The organism is Candidatus Poribacteria bacterium (assembly GCA_021295755.1).
Lineage (GTDB): Bacteria > Poribacteria > WGA-4E > WGA-4E > PCPOR2b > PCPOR2b.
This window is the reverse complement of the sequence record JAGWBT010000045.1, coordinates 1-17,020: the sequence shown is the minus strand read 5'-3', so window position 1 is coordinate 17,020 and position 17,020 is coordinate 1. Positions and strand designations below refer to the sequence as shown.

The following is a 17,020-nucleotide window of genomic DNA, read 5'->3' as shown; positions in this document are numbered from 1 at the left end:
TGACACTGTGAATGGTAAATGCTACAATGAACCGATAAATTAATCCAAACAAAAAGGGCACCCCGAACGGTTAAATAAAAGGAAAATCCAATGTTGATGCTGCTGATAACTATTGGAATTGTCTTGCTTTCTTCTGCCATCTGTTCCGGATCTGAGGCAGCCTTGTTTTCGGTCCGGCTAGTTAAAGTTCGACGATTGGCGCAATCAAAACGCCCCAACGCGCTAGCCCTACTTTCCATCCGCGAGCAGATGAATCGCCCGATCGCAACCATTGTTATCCTCAACAATATTGCTAACATTGTTGGAACGATTGTCGTGGGTTATTTGGCTACTGCCGTTTTGGGGAGTCAATGGTTAGGTTTAGTTTCAGGGATGCTCACCTTCTTAGTGATACTCTTCTCGGAAATTATTCCTAAAACGTTGGGTGAACGATATTCAGACCAGATTGCGCTAGTTATTGCTAGGCCCGTCGCTGGATTGACCCGAATTTTAACTCCCTTGATATGGTGCATCGAGAAAGTTACAAACCCTTTAACGGCAGGTGGTAACAGGTTCACAACCGATGAGGCGGAGATACAGCTACTGGCAAAAATGGGACAAGAGGCGGGCACGATTGAGGATGATGAATTTGAAATGATCCGAAAAATATTCAATTTGAATGATATGACAGCTGCCGATCTAATGACGCCAAGAGTGGTAATGACATACCTAAAGGGCGACTTAACACTCGCTGAAGCAAAAGGGGACATTCTGACTTCGCCACACAGTCGAATTATCATAATTGGAGAAACACCGGATGAGGTCACCGGAGTCGCTTTGAAGACCGAGTTGCTGGCAGGGATCATCCAAGGGAAACTGGATCAATCCATCTCAAATTTTGCTTATACGGTGCAGTTTGTACTAGGAGGAAAACGTGCCGATCAGCTCTTGTTAATATTTCAGCAAACTCGCCAACATTTAGCCGTTGTTGTTGATGAATATGGAGGTGTATCAGGAGTCGTAACGCTTGAAGATGTGTTGGAAGTCCTCACAGGTCCACTCGTAGACGAAACCGATACAGTTGTTGATCTGCAAGAGTTTGCTCGAAAACAGAGCAATTAGCAGCATCTCAAGTCCACGGTGGAGACTGTCCCACAGGAATAGGTGCGGGGAACCGACTCACAACATCAACCGGCATCCCCTTGTCGGCGGATTCAAAAACGCGTTCGCAGATTTCCAGTACATGCCGAGCGTGTTTTCCTGAACATCGCACGGGTCGATCATTCCGAATTGCGTCCGCAAAGTCGGAGGGCCCCTTGCCCCAGTCTAAACCCTCGTACGCTCCTTCCGGGGACGCCTCAATTTCCCAATCGCCCCCAAGTGTGCGTTTGCGAATTCCACGTCCGTCGTCATGTGCCTGGATCGAGAAGACTCCTTTTGTGCCATGAATCTCGTAAGGTGGGATTTCCGATCTAGCTGTCCAACTGTGGTAGAGTAGCCCGTACGCACCACTCTCAAATTCAAGTAGCCCGAAGCCGTGGTCTTTCTCAGTGACTTGATAGTGCGTTCCTGCGCGTGGTCCTGCGTGTAACATCCGTTCGGGAACGGTAATCCGAGCCAAACCGTAGACCCGTTTGACGGGACCAATCATCGTCGTCATGGCAGTCAGCGGATAGGGGGCAACATCCTTGAAAGGCCCCACGCCTTTCTTCATAAATGCATCGGCGGTCGGATGCCAATACTCGACCGGTCCGCCAAAATTTCCAATGGCGGAAACAACCTCGCCGATCTCCCCGTCGCGGATGCGTTCCCAGACGTTCTGCTGGACATGACCGAGCATCGCCACCGGCGCACATGCAAACTTAACTCCCGTGGCGTCTGCCGTTTCGACTAACTGATCTGCTTCCTCGATGCGTAGGGCAACGGGTTTTTCTGAATAAACGTGCTTTCCTGCTGCGAGCCCTGCCAATGACACCGGGTAATGTCCCGTATGAATGGTCAGATTAATAATTGCTTCAACGTTGGAATCATTAAGAACATCGTCGAAGGACTTATACACTTTTCCCCCGCCATTTTGGGCGAGTGCTTCCGCACGAGAAACATCTTGGTCGTAATAGCCGACAAGTTCAATCTTGTGTGGATAAGCTTGGCAGCGTGGCTGATAACCTTTGCTCGCAATCATACCGCAGCCAACAATGACTGTCTTGACGGGTTTAAAATCAGACATTCGTTCATCTCCTTAAATTGAACTTTAGATATTATAGCAGATGCTCGAAGGTCGAATCAAGGACGGAAAAAGTGGAGGCAGATACGGAGCAAGCGAGCAAGCCTCTGTGAAAAAGAGGAGAAGTACAGTTTGAAACGCATTAAAGTAAAGCTGCCGTTCCCAGAGATTCGGGTTGATTGCATGCAGGAAAGCGATCTGCCGGCAGTAATGGAGATTGAACGAAGTTCGTTTTCCTGTCCGTGGGAGGAAGCCTCGTTTCGTGATGGACTGAGACCGGGAAGCCATCATGTTTACTTTCTGGTCAGCCGCCACGATCAAAATCCGATTGCGTTTATTAATTTCTGGGTCGTAGAAGACGATGCGCATATTGCCAACTTCGCTGTCTCTCCCAATTATCGAAATCAAGGTGTTGGTAAATATCTGCTTGCAGAATCGCTTGTAAATATCCGGAAACTGGGGGGCAATCATGTCTCTTTGGAGGTGCGAGTGAGCAATAACCCGGCACAGCATCTCTACAGACAATTTGGGTTTCGGATTGTTGCTGTTCGGGAGAAATATTATATGGACAATCGTGAAGATGCCTACGTTTTTCAACTGTCTGACCTTGGGAAAATTGATCTGTGCATTGACCATGCGGATTATACAAATTCTGAGCCCAAGGCTTGTTGAAGATCCTCGAAAATCGCTTAATTGTTAATGGAAAGGAGTTGCGATACGATGAGAAAATGCTTTTACTACGGCGTCCGGCTGCTATTATTGTTTCTGATTGTTGTTAGCTTGACGCCACCTACGATGGGAGACCAGACCAACGGCTTAATCATCATGATAACGGATTTCGGTGTTAAGGATTTTTACGTCGGTGCGATGAAGGGGGCAATGTATAAGATCTTCCCACAGGCGACAATTGACGAGATTTCCCACGGAGTCTCGAAATTTGATATTAAGGAGGGGGCATATACACTCGCCAAAGCTGCGCCAGAATTTCCGATAGGGACAGTTTTCGTTGGTGTTATCGATCCGGGGGTTGGCACCCAACGCAAACCGATCGCGATGAAAACGAAGAATGGCAACTGTTTTATTGCGCCGGATAATGGGCTCTTAACACTGATTGGCGATTCAATGGGTGTCGCGGAGGTGCGAGAAATCACGAACCGCGATGTCATGCGTCAGGACGTTCAATCAAGCACGTTTCACGGTCGAGATATTTTTGGCCCCGCTGCGGCGCATCTTGCCAAAGGGTTTGCGTTTGAAAAGGTCGGTCCCGTCCTGGAGAAGTATGTCCAGCTGCCAATTTCATTTGCGAAGATAGTTAATGACACAATTGTTGGGCAGATCGAGGTAATTGACGAATATGGAAATGTTATCACGAATATACGTCCCGACCTGTTTGAAAAACTGGGTATACAAGGTGGGCAGACTATTGAGGTTGAGTTTAGCCACCATAGAACTGTCGGCTGCAAATATGTCAAGGCTTACGGGGATGCGCCGGTCGGCTTTTTTGTTGGGTTGTTTGGGAGTGGTGGGGTTTTTGAGGTTGCCATCAACCAAGGAAATCTTGCCAAGCAGTTAAAACTGGAAGCTACAGGGAAGTGCATTGTACGTAAGGAGTCAGACTAAGATAGGAGCGCATAAATATGAACAGTGTCGTAACAAGATTAGGCATTCTCCTCGTCACTTTGACGGTTATGAGTTTTATCTCGATGAACGTGAGCGAAGCTCGAATCCAGCCCGAAGATATCGTTGCGATGTGGCTTTTTGATGAGGTCGAGAAAGATGTGACGAAAGACCTCTCTGGTAACCTACATCATGCGGAGTTGGTGGGAAACCCGGAGTTGGTAGAAGGGAAATTCGGCAAGGCATTTGCCTTTGGGAAGGGTAAATATCTGGAGGTGCCGCACCATAGAAAGTTACAGATCAATGATGTCATCACCATCTCTGTATGGGTAAAAAGACCGCTCCGGCAGGATGCGAACGATATTGCTGAAGCACCTTTTTATATTATGGAAAAGGGTGGAAACTGGGGGTTTGGTCAGCAGGGACAGGCGAATTATGGAATAGCACTTCACAAGATTCTCAAGAATATGTTCTTTTTCTTTTTTAGAGGTGGGTTCCGCGGAGTGGAAGGTATCCCTGATGATCAATGGCATCATTATGTCGCTGTTGCCAAACATAATGAGGACGATCCTAAGATTTATATTGATGGCATCTTGCGGGAGATCGCGCTCCGGGATGGCGAAAAGAGAATAGCATTGTTTCCGGATTCCAAGAGGAATCTACATATTGGTGCACTGATCCCGGAGAGATTTGATTCTTTCAGTGAAAGTGTGATCGACGAATTGATCATATTCAACACTGCCTTGGATGAAGCTGAGATTATACAACTCAAGACAGGGATAGGGAATATTCTATTTGCAGTAGACGCATCGGGTAAACTTGCTACAACTTGGGGGAGGATTAAACAGGGTTGGTAGGTCCCTCCGCGATTAAAATGATGTGGCGATAATAGATAACAGGTTTCCGATTGATTAACATCGTGAAATTTGATATAATGGGCAATATCATTTGAGACTTTATCCTTAAAACTTGAAACATTGAATGCAACTTGCCCCGGATTATTAAGGAGATTAAAATTATGGCAAAAACATACCGAGTTGGAATCATTGGTTGTGGTGGGATGGGAAGGTCTCATGCCAATGCTTGGCCAACTACTGGTCGCGCTGAAGTGGTGACCGCGGCGGATATGAATCCGGACGCTGCCGCTCAACTAGCGCACGAATTTTCACTATCAACACATTATACTGATATCCGTGAGATGTTTGAAAAAGAGACCTTGGATGTTGTAAGTATTACAACATGGCAAAGCGTTCGCGCCGAACTCACGTTAATTGCTGCGGAAGCAGGGGTGTCAGGGATTCTCGGCGAAAAACCGATGAGCGCATCTTACGGTGAAGCGCAGGACATGATGGCCGCTTGTGAAAAGAGTGGCACCAAGCTGGTCGTCGGACATCAGCGGCGTTTTATGCCCCAGAACTGTGAGGCGCGACGGCTCATTCAGCAAGGCGCAATCGGTGAACCGCAGGCGATGTTGCGTCGCGATGGATATGGTTTGCTCAATCGAGGCACCCACGAAATTGATGAGATGCGTTACATCCTCGGTGATCCGGAACCGTTGTGGTTAATTGGGCAGGTTTCGCGTCGGACAGATAAGTGGGAACGCCGGGTACGCTGTGAAGACCTTTGCATGGCCGAAATCTGCTTTGAAGGCGGCATTCGCGGAATTTATGAGAGCGATCTCCCCGACCCTGGACTGCGTGGCGATGCTGTTTATGGGAGCGAGGGCCAACTCAGACGTGGCGCAGATGGCACAATTGAGTTGCTCAATAGCAAGGTCGCAGGGTGGCAGACCATCACGCCCCGTCAGAACGAACCGAACCAGTACGAGGAAATGATTGCATGGCTCGACGGAGAGATTGAGGAACATCGTAACGCAGGGAGACATGCCGCCACTACGATGGGGATCCTGATGGCGATTTATGAATCTTTGCGGATTAAGGATGTTGTCGAGTTTCCATTAACCACGCGCGCCAATCCACTAGATTTGATGGTGGAAGGCGGCATGTTGCCTGTATTTGTAGAGGGACGTTACGATATCCGCGCTCCATTTCCAGAGCAGCAGAATTAAACGTCGTAAGCGTTCGCAGGAAGCAAGAATCAAGCGGTGTACCGAAGCCCGGGGTTCTTGTTTTCCCTTTATGTGTTATGTTTCGCACCTATGACATGGATCAAACACTTTGCAGAAATTGATGACTCAGATCTCCCGCTTGTCGGTGGAAAGGGGTCGAATCTGGGCAAGTTGAGGGCGGCGGGGTTTCTTGTGCCGCCCGGCTTCTGTGTTACAACTGATGCTTATCGTACTACCCTTGATATGGTTGATACACAGAATAGCGAAGCTGTCCAAGCCGCCACACTCCCGGAGTCACTTCAATCGGAGATTTTAGCAGCTTATAACCAATTAGGCGCAGATTCGGTTGCGGTGCGCTCGTCTGCCACCGCAGAGGATCTACCCGATGCCAGTTTTGCTGGACAGCAGGACACATTCCTAAATGTATCCAGGGCATCTGACCTCTTGGATAAAATTAAAGCGTGCTGGGCGTCGCTATGGTCGGAACGTGCAGTTGCCTATCGCCGAGAACACGGAATCGCGGATGTGCAGCTGGCGATGGCTGTCGTGGTACAGACGATGGTCGACGCCGAGGTTTCCGGCGTTATGTTTACCCGCAACCCGACAGGAGGTGATGAACTCGTCATCGAATCAAACTGGGGCTTGGGTGAGTCCGTTGTTTCCGGAGAAACGACTCCCGATCATTTTATGATTTCACGAGAAACCGGAAATCTCATCCGCGAGACTGTAGTAACCAAGCGGAAGATGATCGCACGCGAGGGAGTACAAGCAGTCCCAATCGGTCAGCGCGAGATTCCAAGCCTTCAACGTGGACAGGTTGCTGAACTCGGCAAGCTGGGTATGCAGGTGGACGCGTTCTATGGTGCACCCCAAGACGTCGAATGGGCACATGCTGGAGGCCAATTCTATTTACTGCAGGCCCGTCCCATAACAACGCTCACAGACGCAGCGGAGATTGAGCAGCTTCGCCGTCAGGAAATTGAAGCCCTCCAGAAAAAAGCCGATGAGGGTGGAACGGTGTGGAGCCGATACAATCTTGCCGAAGTCCTACCCACGCCTCTCCCCATGACATGGGCAATCATGCAGGAATTTATGTCAGGTCGTGGTGGATTTGGGCAGACCTGTCGTGAGTTGGGGTTCCTTCCGAGCCGCAGGTTCAATGAGGAGGGAGTGCTGGACCTAATCTGCGGACGCCTCTACTTCAACTTGAGTCGAGAAGTAGAATTCAACTTTCATGGCTTTCTGTTTGAACACGATTTTCAGCAACTCAAGCGTGATCCAAACAAGGCAATCTACCCACAGCCGACCCCGAACATCAAGCGCAGTAACGCTCTGTTCTGGGTCAAGTTCCCTTACTACATCGTTAAGGCAATTACGGCTGAGTTCAAGCATAGCAAAATTCGTGAAAATCTTGATACGAATCTCTCCGAGAAAACCTTCCCAGCGTTTGAACAGTATGTTCAGACTCAAAGACAAGTTTCACTTGAGGAGCTGTCAGATCAAGAGATAATTGAAAAATTCCACGAATGGCGTGAGAAAACACTCAACGAATTCGCGAAAGACGCGCTTCAGGCGACGGTGTTTGCGAGTTTCTCGTATCAGCAGTTGGAAATCGACCTGCAAAAGTGTTTTAGTGAAGAGGAGGCAAAAGATCTCGCTAGACTGTTAATCACAGGGTTGGAAGGTGATCTAACCGTTGACGCCAATCTGAAAATGTGGGAGGTCGCACAGGGCGAACTCACACTGGAAGATTTCTTGGAAAAACACGGACATCGATCGGTCGGCGAATTTGAGTTGGCACAGCCCCGCTGGCGTGAGGACCCTTCCTACATCGAACAGATTATCACATCGTTTCGCGCTAATCCCGATGCCAATCCCACGAAGCATGTTCAAGCCCAAAGGTCGAATCGGGAAAAAGCAAAAAGGAGATTGGCACGGTTACCGGTGAACAAAGCCGCTGCGTTTCGGAAACGGATCAACAAAGCGCTTAACCTCGTACAGCGGTACATGCCCTTCCGGGAGACTGCGAAGTTCTATCTCATGCTCGGCTACGAATTAATCCGAAACGCCTTGCTGGAACTCGATCGCCGCTATCAACTTGACGGTGGTGTTTTCTATCTTGTGCCTGATGAGTTAAATCGACTCATCGAAGGAGAAGACCTCCAATCAATGATTGCGGAACGCAAAACAACCCGATCACGACTATTAAAGATTGAACTGCCTGATGTCATCTACAGCGATATCCTTAACCGGATCGGTGAGCCACAAGCGATTGAAGCAAAGGATGATATCCAAGGAGTTGGGGTGTCGGTTGGCGTTGCTACCGGCGAGGCATATGTTCTCCGCGACGCAGCCAATGCACAGATTGCTGGTGAAAATTATATCTTGGTCTGTCCTTCAACAGATCCGGGTTGGACACCGCTTTTTCTTCACGCCGCTGCATTGGTGATGGAGTATGGGGGAATGCTGTCCCATGGTGCTATCGTTGCACGGGAATACGGCATTCCGGCGGTGGTCAATATCGCTGGTGCGACACAACGCATCCAATCCGGTCAACGCCTGCGAGTCGACGGCAGTCGAGGGATTGTCTCAATTTTGGATGACACCTCCGCATAATGATTCGTTCATTCGTAGTCAATAGCCTTTCGGTCAGATCGATCTACTGTGACAATAAATTTTAACGATTCGTCGTAATCATACTTGACAAAGATCTCTAATCGTTGTAAACTCTAGGGCAATCCAACAAACAACAAAAATTACTACCTCGGCTATATGCTCAGAGGCGCTTCAGAATTAAGAAGCTCAAATCAGAAATTCGAGGCGAAAGAAACGCCGATAGATTCAGGGGTGAGAAGAAATGAATTCCCAACCAACAGTATCCCAACACAATCATATCGATAAATCAGCGCTCAGTGTTGAAAGTGTGAAGAAAGAGCTTTATAAGCGGAACCATCCCAGCTTAACACCTATCGACATTGAAGCGCACGCAGAAACAGTGTATCAAATATTGAGACTGAAGGAAAAGCACAATGTAGTGATACTCGGCCATAATTACATGGAGCCTCTCGTATTTGGTTTGTCGACAAAGAGTGAGCAAGGTGATTCACTTGGGTTGAGCATGTACGCTGCAAAAACCAACGCACCGTACATCCTCTTTAACGGTGTGCCGTTCATGGCGGAAACTGCGAAAATCCTCAATCCTTCAAAAACGGTTCTCGCTGCAGATAAGACAGCGGGCTGCTCCTTGGCGGATAATTTTGGGGCTAAAGAGGTCAGGAAGCTAAAGGCACTCTATCCAGGGGTTCCTGTCATGATTTACATCAATAGCTACGCCGATGCAAAGGCGGAGTCGGACATCTGTTGTACGTCCGCAAATGCCGCCCAAATCGCCCGAGAAATGCCGGGCAATGAGATTCTTTTTGTTCCTGACATTTATTTCGCGGAGAATTTAGAGGAGGAACTGAAGGGAACGAAAACAGTCTTCTACCCCGGTAAAGGGAACCAAGAAAGAGGAGCCGTATGTGAGGTGCATGAAAAATTCCTGCTTTCAGATCTCTTAGCAATACGTAATTCATTTGACATCCCCAAAGGTCATTCCACCAGAATACTTTATGCACACTGGGAATGTCGCCCTGAAGTGCTTCAGGAAGCCGATTTTTACGGCAGTACCAGCCAGATAGGACAGGACATTGCTAAGAGGGTAGAGGAAAATCGGTTGGAACGCGCCTTTGTTGCTTCGGAGTGCGAGTTGACCTCCAATTTGGCGCAGGAATTCCCGACCGTACAATTTTCGACCGCCTGTTCTGTACGGTGTTCTCACATGGCGAAGATCACCCTTGATAAGGTGCTTAATGTCCTACAGGCGCTTGATAAAGGTGACGATTTGAGTCCGCACGAAGTGACACTTATGCCGGAGGTCATCGAACGAGCAAGAACGCCCATTGAGCGGATGCTAGAGCTAAGCGCGTGAAACATAAAATACCTGAAATTGAACTCAACAAAAAAAAGGCTCCCATAAACCTGGGAGCCTTTTTTTATCTTTGTGGCCAAATATATAGTCGATTTCGATCTGCTAACCTTCAAGTATCACAACGTTTTCCGCTTGATAAACTCAACTTCTTGTCCCTCATCGAGAGATTTGAAGCCAACGCCTTCGATAGCGGAATAATGTATAAACACATCTTCCCCTGAATCAGTAGTGATGAATCCGTAGCCTTTTTGGTTGCTAAACCATTTCACACGGCCTGTTGCCATCTTTGCGCACCTCCTTTCGCTTCGGAATATTTAACTGCAAACGTCTCATGAAGCTGAAAGAAGCATAGAGGTACAAAATGACAGCAAATCCGGGGAAGAAGCCTCAGTTTTGCCCTTCACACAACTTGTAGAGCTTTCTTGAATCCATTGTACAGTTGCCCTTATATTATACTTACTTCCTAGTGAAAATGCAAGAATTAAAGATGGTGGTCAGACTATCTTCAACTGCTAGCAAAATCTAATCGGACGCTATGAATTTTTCTCTATAGTTGAAATCTCAGTTACTCCGACTGCTCGCCAATTCAACGTTTGTCGTGTTGTTGAATGTAGAGTTCGGCGATCTGTTCCTGTAGTTCAGCAACTCTTTTCCGGAGTTTGCGGCACTCCACCTGGAGTTCACCAATATCTGCTTGCATCTGCGCAGCTTCTTTTCCCGCCCCTTTGGTTTTGGCTCTACGTCTGCGATCAAGTGAATCCTTAATATAAGTGAGGATTACGATTATAACGCTAGTAAATGCGATAATTGCAACAATTTCTATCATGTTCAGCCCTCCACGTTATTCAAAAAACGTATTCTTTATATAGCGTTGTTTAGTACCCTATTTTAATTTTTCGTCGTGCTGTTGAATGTAAAGATCTGTGAGATATTCCTTCATTTCATCAACGCTCTTCTGCAGCGCGTTCAGATCGGCTTGGATGTTTGCGAGTGCTTCCTGACTAACATCGGTTCTGTTTTCAAATTGGTACTTCCTTTTTACTATGTCACCGATAGTTTGAATAGCTACAATAACAACAATAAATAGACCTACAAAGAAAACTACTTCCATTATATTTATGCCTCCATTTTCAATGTTAAAAGGCTAGAGTGATACAATCTAATCGTCATTTGGGTTCATCAATTTCCTTGCTAGTGAGATATAAGGTTTTTGCCACTCTTGAAGTGGCTAGTGTAAACTTAGGGCGAGTCGGGGCGAATATGTGGACGGTTCAAGGCAAGATCCCCAACTGGTTGTGGTCGTCCTGCTCTGCAGGGCGGACTGCTCGCTGGCTACGAGGGGCATACCACCCATCTCATATTCTGTTTCTTGCCAGCCGCCTAGTATTTGGCTTTGTACAAAGCTCATAGACTAGCTGTTCTAAGATGCACTCCGGATCTAATTGACTGCTCTTGAGCTGTACATCCGCTTCTAATGTTTGTTCCAATCCGTGGATTAATTCTTCCGTGCTAAAGAAGGGAATTGCTTGGATAACTTTATAAGCAGCGTAAGGATTCTGCTTGAGGAGATTGACTTGCGCTACATTAGGCAGGTAATTGGACATCTTATTGGCAAGTGGCTTGAAAACATTATCTGCGAAACTTTGGTAATTCATCCTATCCACCATCGGTTTTAGGTCACCCCTCTCGGCAAGCAGTTTCGCCTGGAGTGTGAGTCGAATTTGCCGCGCAATGAGGGCATTGACTTTGATCGGTGGCTCGCCACTTTCTAGAACGCTGTGGAGACTAGACAACGCTTGCGAGACGGATCTTTTCCCAAGTGCATCGGTAAGTGCGAAGATGTTCTCGAAACTGCTCTGCGCTATGATGGTTTCGATATCCCGCTCGTCAACCCGTGTCTTGTCCCCGACAAAAGCAATTATCTTTTCGATCGCTTCAGCAATCAAGTGCATGTCGTTTCCTGTCCGCTTCTGAAGGAGGCTAAACGCGTTGGGCGAAATCTTCTTCCCGAATGTTTCAAGTTTTCTGGCAACACCTTGGTAGACCCGATCTTGCTGACCCGATCTTGCGGGCTCTAGCGAGGCAAACGAGGCATGTCGACCAACACGACCAATCAATTTGACAAGCCGACTCCGTCCATCGACGTTTCCTTTGACCGTAAATATTAAAACACTCGTTTTGGGTAGCTCCCCATCTAGCCACTGGATCAGGATTTCAGTATCATCAGCTGTGCCTGATATGTGTTGCAAATCCTCAATTTGAGCGGTAATTTGGGATAAGTTGTGGAGAAATTCGAGGTCTTCAGGACTCAAACCTTCTTCGTTCGCCTCGATGAGATCGCTGATGGTTTCCCTGAAGTCGCTACTTTCGTCAGCAATGTCTTGCGCTGAAACGCCCAAAACCTTGACCATCAGTGCGATTGCTTTCCGTGGATTTCCTTCTTCGGCGGCTTCAGCGGCGGTTTCTATGATCTCTGGCGATGATGGCCCCTGCTGTCTCTTAAACACCGTGGCTTCGCTCACAACAACAACCCGCCAATCTGCCATCACTGGATAGACTTCCACCGTACTGAGAATCTCGCGGACAGAGACCTCCGCGCCATCAAGGTGAGTCAGATTAAAATCACGGGTTTCAGGTGACAAAAGATTTTCAAGCATCTGCTTGAGGGTGCTCTCTACCAGATACTGTTCTTCGCCGCATAGCAGATAAACAGGACGAACCTTGCCGGCTTGCATTTCCTTGATTATGTTTGATGTCGAGGCTTGCGCTTGTTGTCTCATGGATAGGTGAACCTGATGCTCTGTAAGAGCAATCATAGAGGGATGGTGGTGCCCCGTCAGGAGGCACGGTTCAGTAGCTGCTATAAAGTCCGGTCACAGCGCGGAGGGTTAGAAGATTCCACAACCTAATGGGCTATCACGCACGGTTGGGAAATCTTAGAAACCGTTTCGCATTCTCACCCATGATGTCATCGTATTCGTCGTCGCGTAGATCCGGTAACAGTTTGTTGAGGATGCCGGTGAGTTGGTCGTATCCGGGATCTTCCAAGATCCACGGAAAATCGGTTGCCCACATCAGCCGCTTTGCACCGAAAAGATCGAGTATTCGCTGGTGCCACCGGGCAAGGTCTAGATAGGGATATGCTTCATTGCTGAAGGCGTATTGACCTGATATATGCATCATTACATTTTCAAAACAGGCAAGCCGGTGGGTTGTGTGAAAAGCCGGATTATATTCGACTGTTTCAATTCGTGGTCGCCCTTTCGCGTCCCAAGAGAATTTCCCTTCGCCGGGACAAATTCCCAGATGGTTCAGGACAACCCGGACTTGGGGAAAGGCATCAATCAGATACTGGAGCAGGTGTGCATCAACCGCGCGAGGATACAACCAGAGAACATAATCGTTCTCCGCGGCATGTTTCCAGATACGATAGGTTTTGATTTCCCTGATGTTGATTCGAGCAAACGGATCTCTCGGGCCTCCAATCGAAGATAGCCGAAAACCGATAATCCCGGTGCCATCTGTCAGTCTATCCATGTGGTCTTCCGGTTCGGTAAGGCGTGGCGGCACTAATCCAATACCGAGGAAGCGATCAGGATACGTCCTCAAACAGTGCAGTAGGTAGGCGTGGTGTTTAATCTCAGTGCCACCGGTCTGCACGAGCATTGCTTGGTCAATGCCGTTTGCTTCCATTTCATCCAGTAGTTTTTCGGCGGTTTCTTCCCGATCCGCCGGGCAGACCGGAGTTGGTTCTCTGGGAAATTCAGGAGAAACTTTGGCGAAAACGTGGAGATGGGAATCTATGCGCGTCATCACTCCTCCAAACCGAACAGTTTCCGCCGTTCCCGCGTCGTGCAAAGGTGAGCAATGGAGACAAACCGCTTTGAATCTACGCGCCCCGGCGTCCGTTTTTCGTAAATGAGGATGAGCGATTTTCGTGGCGTGTCTGTGTGGTTATCCATGGCGGTGTGCCAGCCGTACGAGTTGAACATAATCGCAGTGCCTGCTTTTCCCGAAAACCGCTTATGACCGGGCATTGCTTCTAGCCGCTGCGCTTTGGAGTACGGTCCTGCGTCGGGTTTGTGGCTCCCCGGCACAAACGCAAATTCGCCGGATTCGGGTTCGACATCGTTCACGTAAACTTGGACCTTGATATGCAGCGGATTACTCTGTGGCACATCGGGATGCCAACCGGTGTAACAGACGGGGCCCGGCGGAACGGTGCGGACCTGCGGTCCCAACAGAATCAAATCGTCGTCCGTAAATGCCATCAAACTGCCGTAATAGCTGGGATGATCAATCATATCTACAAAGATTGCATCTTTGTCAAAGGGGTCTGGGATGTCGTAAAACGACGCAGCTGCCTCGCCTGCCTCTATACGGTCTAACCATGCAGGCTTGCACTTTTCCGCCCAATAATCGAAGACGGTTTGGAGCCGCTTCAACTGATCGTCCTGAATTGCATCTTCGAAGACAAGGTAACCTTTTTCTTCCCATTGTGTCGTTTGGGCTTCGGTGGGTCTGATCATAGAGTTCCTCCTACTCTTGAATCAATATCACGGTGGCGAGAAGTCCTTATGTTTCCGCCGTCTCAAAGGTTGTTGATCTTTTCCATTTCTTCAGGTGTTAGTTCCCAATCAAACAGGTCAAGATTTTCTCTCAGATGGGGGTCAGAGCCCGATTTGGGAATCACGATTAAACCCTTCTGAAGCAGCCATCGCAAGGCGATCTGTGCCGCTGTTTTTCCGTGTGTGGCACCAATGCCTCCCAAAACTGGATCGTCAACGATTTTGCCGACTGCTAGTGGGCGATGGGCGGTCAAGGGAATCTGAAGTGCATGACAGTGTTGCAAGAGATTCTCGTGTTGACTATGGGCGTGATATTCCACCTGATTGGTCGTGATGGGTGCCTGGGAGATTGCCCTTGCCTGATCTACCTGTTCGATACTAAAGTTGCTGATGCCGATACTTTTTGCCTTGCCTGCGTCGTGTATCTCGTTGAATGCGGACAAGGTTTCTTCCATCGGTACAGTTCCATCGCCGGGATGGTGGACTAGCAACAGATCTACATAATCGGTTTGTAGATCTGTTAAGCATTCATCAAATTGGGAGTGCACCTGATCATACTTTAGGTGGGTGTGCCAAATCTTAGAGGTAATATAAAGATTCTCCCTAGCTGCACCAATTTCCCGCAGCGCATCCCCAATTTCCTTTTGATTGGCGTACATCCAAGCGGTGTCAATGTGGTTATAACCGAGTTCAAGGGCTATCTTGACAACGGTTTTGCACTGTTCGTCCCGCAAGTTCCATGTCCCAAGTCCCAAAACAGGAATTTCATGACCCGATACAAGTCGAATTGTTTCCATCTGGTTTCCCTCGCAGTGTTGGGGTTATCTCTATCATTATAGCGGTATCCTCTTAGTGCCGAAAATGCCGGACGCCGGTGAAGACCATCGCCATACCGTATCGATCTGCTGTCTCAATCACAGGCTGATCGCCCACCGAACCGCCGGGTTGAATAATTGCCCGCACACCTGCTTCCCCGGCGATTTCTACCCCGTCCGGGAATGGGAAGTAGGCATCAGAGGCGAGGACGGATGCTTTCGCCCGATCACCTGCCTTACGTGCTGCGATAATGCATGAATCAACGCGACTCATCTGACCAGCACCAATTCCGACCGTCTTTGAACCTTGGGCGAGTAGTACACAGTTTGATTTGACGTGCTTGCACGCCTGCCACGCAAACAGGAGTGATTCAATTTCCTCATCTGTTGGTTGACGCTGCGTGACAACCTTCAGGTCATCAGGTGTGATTTCATGGAGATCGCGATCTTGGACAAGAACTCCACCCATAACGTTCCGAATTTGCTTAATCTCGGCATCCTGCCGAAGTTCACCTGTTTCGAGAATAGGTCGGCGCTTCACGCGGGAGAGCGCGCGCAGCGCTTTCGAGGTGTAACTTGGAGCGATAACGGCATCGACTTTGATTCCTGCGTTTGCTGCCTCACGGATAGTGTTTGCCACTTTCAAGGAGACGGCTTGGTTCAAACCGATGACGGAACCAAAAGCAGAGGTTCGATCGCAATCAAGGGCGTCGGTGAATGCCTCCTCCAAACTGCCAGCCGTGGCTAATCCACACGGGTTATTATGCTTGATAATCACGCAGGCCGGTTCGGAGAAGTCCTTGACGATTTCAATAGCCGCCTCCAGATCAAGGATGTTATTGAACGAAAGCGGTTGGCCACTCAGTTGATTTGCCCACGCTGCACACGGTTCCGGCGAAGCGTGGGTACGATAGAACGCCGCGCGCTGATGGGGATTCTCACCGTACCGGAGACTTTGGGCGCTCTCGTACCGGAGGTCGAGCAGGTCAGGAAAGTCCGCATTGGGGGCATCTAGATTGCCGAGATAACGCGAAATCGCTGTGTCGTAATGGGCAGTGTGTGCAAACGCCGCTTTAGCTAACCGAAACCGGGTTTCCCCTGAAAGACAACCGTTGTTTGCGTCTAGTTCCGCAATAACGTTAGGATACTGTTGTGGATCCGCGAGGATAGCAACATCGGGATAGTTTTTGGCAGCTGCCCGAATCATTGACGGTCCACCGATGTCGATGTTTTCAATGGCTTCGGCGAGTTCGACCCCTTCCTCAGCGATCGTTTCCTCAAATGGATAGAGATTGGAAACGACAAGATCAATGAATTCAATCCCTTGGTTCGACGCTTGAACCACGTGGTCGGGGTTATCCCTAATCGCTAACAAGCCGCCGTGGATTTTGGGGTGAAGCGTTTTTACCCGCCCATCAAGCATTTCCGGGAAACCAGTGTAATCAGACACCTCGCGAATTTCAATCCCCGATTCGCGGAGCGTATTTGCGGTGCCGCCTGTGGAAAGAATTTCTACACCGTGTTGAACAAGGGTTTTGGCAAGATTTATAAGGCCGGTTTTATCGTACGTACTGATTAATGCGCGTTGTATCTTTTTCATGCACCCTTCCTTTTTAACCTTTGGTGCAAATTGGTGCGGAGGTCGTTTCTACATCATTCAAGAATTTACGGGGTCATGTACTCAGAAGTCTATGGATGAACCCTTGACATACTCCCAAACCTAAAGGATTGGGATTCTCCCCCGTTCCTTTAAGAATTAGAATTGCGCTATCAACAAGG

General features: G+C 48.6%; 16 protein-coding genes. 7 read left to right on the top strand and 9 right to left on the bottom strand.

Features of this window, described 5'->3' with window-relative positions:
- Window positions 1–90: 90 nt before the first annotated feature.
- Entirely contained in the window at window positions 91–1,101 is a 1,011-nt protein-coding gene (locus J4G02_08500; GenBank protein ID MCE2394610.1) for an HlyC/CorC family transporter, read from the top strand.
- 7 nt (window positions 1,102–1,108) lie between these two features.
- On the opposite strand, the gene J4G02_08495 is transcribed toward J4G02_08500, so the two are convergent.
- Window positions 1,109–2,206 carry a Gfo/Idh/MocA family oxidoreductase gene (locus J4G02_08495; GenBank protein MCE2394609.1) on the bottom strand — a complete coding sequence of 366 codons (1,098 nt, stop codon included), beginning with the start codon at window positions 2,204–2,206 and terminating at the stop codon, window positions 1,109–1,111.
- A gap of 129 nt (window positions 2,207–2,335) precedes the next feature.
- Between J4G02_08495 and rimI the strand changes: the two genes are divergently transcribed.
- The 6 genes from rimI (at window position 2,336) to J4G02_08465 (ending at window position 9,858) form a co-directional block, all read left to right on the top strand.
- The gene (gene rimI, locus J4G02_08490; protein ID MCE2394608.1) at window positions 2,336–2,875 is read left to right on the top strand and encodes a ribosomal protein S18-alanine N-acetyltransferase; all 540 of its coding nucleotides are present in this window, start codon (window positions 2,336–2,338) and stop codon (window positions 2,873–2,875) included.
- A 48-nt stretch (window positions 2,876–2,923) separates the two neighbouring features.
- Complete coding sequence (locus J4G02_08485; protein MCE2394607.1) at window positions 2,924–3,823, top strand: SAM-dependent chlorinase/fluorinase; 900 nt, start codon at window positions 2,924–2,926, stop codon at window positions 3,821–3,823.
- Between the two features lie 17 nt (window positions 3,824–3,840).
- A complete protein-coding gene (locus tag J4G02_08480; GenBank protein ID MCE2394606.1) occupies window positions 3,841–4,677 on the top strand; it encodes a LamG domain-containing protein in 837 nt (278 codons plus the stop codon).
- A 161-nt stretch (window positions 4,678–4,838) separates the two neighbouring features.
- Window positions 4,839–5,888, top strand: a complete 1,050-nt coding sequence (locus tag J4G02_08475; GenBank protein MCE2394605.1) for a Gfo/Idh/MocA family oxidoreductase — start codon at window positions 4,839–4,841, stop codon at window positions 5,886–5,888.
- 90 nt (window positions 5,889–5,978) lie between these two features.
- Window positions 5,979–8,504 carry a hypothetical protein gene (locus J4G02_08470; GenBank protein MCE2394604.1) on the top strand — a complete coding sequence of 842 codons (2,526 nt, stop codon included), beginning with the start codon at window positions 5,979–5,981 and terminating at the stop codon, window positions 8,502–8,504.
- Between the two features lie 241 nt (window positions 8,505–8,745).
- Window positions 8,746–9,858, top strand: a complete 1,113-nt coding sequence (locus tag J4G02_08465; GenBank protein ID MCE2394603.1) for a quinolinate synthase NadA — start codon at window positions 8,746–8,748, stop codon at window positions 9,856–9,858.
- Window positions 9,859–9,974: 116 nt separating this feature from the next.
- Here the strand turns inward: J4G02_08465 and J4G02_08460 are convergent, their stop codons facing one another.
- From J4G02_08460 to purH, 8 genes are all read right to left on the bottom strand, one after another.
- Entirely contained in the window at window positions 9,975–10,142 is a 168-nt protein-coding gene (locus tag J4G02_08460) for a cold-shock protein (GenBank protein ID MCE2394602.1), read from the bottom strand.
- Window positions 10,143–10,444: 302 nt separating this feature from the next.
- Window positions 10,445–10,684, bottom strand: coding sequence for a hypothetical protein (locus J4G02_08455; GenBank protein ID MCE2394601.1), 240 nt, complete (start codon window positions 10,682–10,684; stop codon window positions 10,445–10,447).
- Between the two features lie 57 nt (window positions 10,685–10,741).
- Window positions 10,742–10,969, bottom strand: a complete 228-nt coding sequence (locus tag J4G02_08450) for a hypothetical protein (GenBank protein ID MCE2394600.1) — start codon at window positions 10,967–10,969, stop codon at window positions 10,742–10,744.
- Between the two features lie 244 nt (window positions 10,970–11,213).
- Window positions 11,214–12,638 carry a DNA polymerase III subunit delta gene (gene holA / locus J4G02_08445; protein ID MCE2394599.1) on the bottom strand — a complete coding sequence of 475 codons (1,425 nt, stop codon included), beginning with the start codon at window positions 12,636–12,638 and terminating at the stop codon, window positions 11,214–11,216.
- Between the two features lie 136 nt (window positions 12,639–12,774).
- The gene (locus J4G02_08440) at window positions 12,775–13,671 is read right to left on the bottom strand and encodes an amidohydrolase family protein (protein MCE2394598.1); all 897 of its coding nucleotides are present in this window, start codon (window positions 13,669–13,671) and stop codon (window positions 12,775–12,777) included.
- A complete protein-coding gene (locus J4G02_08435) occupies window positions 13,671–14,387 on the bottom strand; it encodes a phytanoyl-CoA dioxygenase family protein (GenBank protein MCE2394597.1) in 717 nt (238 codons plus the stop codon). The genes J4G02_08440 and J4G02_08435 overlap by 1 nt, the downstream gene beginning before the upstream one ends.
- A gap of 62 nt (window positions 14,388–14,449) precedes the next feature.
- Window positions 14,450–15,223 carry an aldo/keto reductase gene (locus tag J4G02_08430; protein MCE2394596.1) on the bottom strand — a complete coding sequence of 258 codons (774 nt, stop codon included), beginning with the start codon at window positions 15,221–15,223 and terminating at the stop codon, window positions 14,450–14,452.
- A gap of 52 nt (window positions 15,224–15,275) precedes the next feature.
- Window positions 15,276–16,841: a bifunctional phosphoribosylaminoimidazolecarboxamide formyltransferase/IMP cyclohydrolase gene (gene purH / locus J4G02_08425; protein ID MCE2394595.1), complete on the bottom strand. Its 1,566-nt coding sequence runs from the start codon at window positions 16,839–16,841 to the stop codon at window positions 15,276–15,278.
- Window positions 16,842–17,020 lie beyond the last annotated feature (179 nt).

Bases quoted from the DNA above. Each gene is read 5' to 3' on its own strand.
- J4G02_08500 (MCE2394610.1), top strand. From the start codon at position 91: ATGTTGATGCTGCTGATAACTATTGGAATTGTCTTGCTTTCTTCTGCC.
- J4G02_08470 (MCE2394604.1), top strand. From the start codon at position 5,979: ATGACATGGATCAAACACTTTGCAGAAATTGATGACTCAGATCTCCCG.
- J4G02_08480 (MCE2394606.1), top strand. From the start codon at position 3,841: ATGAACAGTGTCGTAACAAGATTAGGCATTCTCCTCGTCACTTTGACG.
- holA (MCE2394599.1), bottom strand. From the start codon at position 12,638: ATGAGACAACAAGCGCAAGCCTCGACATCAAACATAATCAAGGAAATG.
- J4G02_08430 (MCE2394596.1), bottom strand. From the start codon at position 15,223: ATGGAAACAATTCGACTTGTATCGGGTCATGAAATTCCTGTTTTGGGA.
- J4G02_08465 (MCE2394603.1), top strand. From the start codon at position 8,746: ATGAATTCCCAACCAACAGTATCCCAACACAATCATATCGATAAATCA.
- J4G02_08495 (MCE2394609.1), bottom strand. From the start codon at position 2,206: ATGTCTGATTTTAAACCCGTCAAGACAGTCATTGTTGGCTGCGGTATG.
- J4G02_08485 (MCE2394607.1), top strand. From the start codon at position 2,924: ATGAGAAAATGCTTTTACTACGGCGTCCGGCTGCTATTATTGTTTCTG.
- purH (MCE2394595.1), bottom strand. From the start codon at position 16,841: ATGAAAAAGATACAACGCGCATTAATCAGTACGTACGATAAAACCGGC.
- J4G02_08455 (MCE2394601.1), bottom strand. From the start codon at position 10,684: ATGATAGAAATTGTTGCAATTATCGCATTTACTAGCGTTATAATCGTA.
- J4G02_08450 (MCE2394600.1), bottom strand. From the start codon at position 10,969: ATGGAAGTAGTTTTCTTTGTAGGTCTATTTATTGTTGTTATTGTAGCT.
- J4G02_08475 (MCE2394605.1), top strand. From the start codon at position 4,839: ATGGCAAAAACATACCGAGTTGGAATCATTGGTTGTGGTGGGATGGGA.
- J4G02_08440 (MCE2394598.1), bottom strand. From the start codon at position 13,671: ATGACGCGCATAGATTCCCATCTCCACGTTTTCGCCAAAGTTTCTCCT.
- J4G02_08460 (MCE2394602.1), bottom strand. From the start codon at position 10,142: ATGGCAACAGGCCGTGTGAAATGGTTTAGCAACCAAAAAGGCTACGGA.
- J4G02_08435 (MCE2394597.1), bottom strand. From the start codon at position 14,387: ATGATCAGACCCACCGAAGCCCAAACGACACAATGGGAAGAAAAAGGT.